The 871-nt window shown below is 48.7% G+C and carries 2 protein-coding genes; both read right to left on the bottom strand.

Annotation, left to right across the window (positions count from 1 at the left end):
• Positions 1 to 319: 319 nt before the first annotated feature.
• Positions 320 to 628, bottom strand: coding sequence for an addiction module antidote protein (locus BQ17_RS15085; protein ID WP_089728436.1), 309 nt, complete (start codon positions 626 to 628; stop codon positions 320 to 322).
• 49 nt (positions 629 to 677) lie between these two features.
• On the bottom strand, positions 678 to 871 hold a 194-nt coding region (locus tag BQ17_RS22835), incomplete at its 5' end, for a hypothetical protein (RefSeq protein ID WP_218068295.1).

The following is an 871-nucleotide window of genomic DNA, read 5'->3' on the forward strand; positions in this document are numbered from 1 at the left end:
CTGTGAAAGTATTCCTGGATTTTCAGATCCAAAGGGACAGGACGACACAATTTTCCCTAAATTGAGCAGAAAATCTTTCTCTTCATCCTACATGGCATAGGGTTTAGCGTGGAATATGGCGGTCCCATCCCACCGCTTCCAGGGAAAACGAATACTTTCACAGTCTCTGGAGCGTGGGAACGAGCGCAAAAAAGGGCCCTAGGCGGTAGGCTGGGTTGAGGAACGAAACCCAGCGCTTACGGGCAAGCTTGGTTTGCTGGGTCTCGTCCCTCGACCCAGCCTACGGCTTAAAATCAATGGGTTAGTTTTTAGACAGCCTCTAAGCGGTGTGGGAGTGTGCTGCTTCGGCATGGAGTTTTAAACCAAGCGCAGCAATGACCCTTAGAATAGTATCGAAATTCGGGCTTTTTTCACCTGATAGCGCCTGGTAGAGACTTTCCCTGGACAAGCCCGCATCGCTTGCCACCTGTGACATACCTTTGGCCCGTGCGATGTCAGCAAGCGCTTTCGCAATGAGTGCGGCATCACCATTTGCTTCTTCAAGGCAGGCTTCGAGGTATGCAGCCATTTCTTCGGGGTTGCGGAGGTGTTCAGCAACATCATATCGAGTAGTGTTTGTTTTTGTCATGATAAACTCCTAAAGATCTTTTACCAGATGTTGGGCCGTTTTTATGTCTTTACTTTGGCTTCTCTTGTCTCCACCAGCTAATAAACTTTCCATTGGGAAAGACAATCTGATTATAGGCGGCAATAATCCTTTCGCACAAAACTTTACCTGATTCGCCTGGGTTATCAGGCAATGCCATTAAGTTAAGCGTCACCGGCGCCGTTTGTGATTGGTTGATCCCTGTTTTCGTTCGCCCTCTCCCCA

Origin of the sequence: Candidatus Thiosymbion oneisti (assembly GCF_900092655.1) — a bacterium.
Lineage (GTDB): Bacteria > Pseudomonadota > Gammaproteobacteria > Chromatiales > Chromatiaceae > Thiosymbion > Thiosymbion oneisti.